Origin of the sequence: Adlercreutzia equolifaciens, assembly GCF_029076695.1 — a bacterium.
Lineage (GTDB): Bacteria > Actinomycetota > Coriobacteriia > Coriobacteriales > Eggerthellaceae > Adlercreutzia > Adlercreutzia equolifaciens_A.
In genome coordinates this window covers 1-295 of sequence record NZ_JARFIK010000474.1, presented here as the reverse complement: position 1 = coordinate 295, position 295 = coordinate 1, and the positions used below count along the sequence as shown (strand labels likewise).

At 64.1% G+C, this 295-nt stretch carries 1 protein-coding gene; it reads right to left on the bottom strand.

The annotated features are described in order from the left end of the window. On the bottom strand, positions 1–295 hold a 295-nt coding region (locus PZH32_RS13235), incomplete at both ends, for an SIS domain-containing protein (RefSeq protein ID WP_275208717.1).

Below are 295 nucleotides of genomic sequence, written 5' to 3'. Positions count from 1 at the left end.
CGTGGCAATGGCAATGACCGGGAAGCCCTCGTCGATGAGCGCGATGGGGCCGTGCTTCATCTCACCGGCGGCATAGGCCTCTGCATGCAGGGAGCTGATCTCCTTCAACTTGAGGGCGCCTTCATAGCTGGTGGCCGCTCCCATGCCGCGGCCGATGAAGAGCGCGCTCTGGGCGTCCACCATGGCCTCGGCCGCCTCGTCCACGGCGTCCTCGCATTCAGCCAAGATACGCTCCACCTGCTCGGCTGTGTCGGCCAGCTCGCTGAACAACAGCTTGATCTGGCATTGGGTAAGC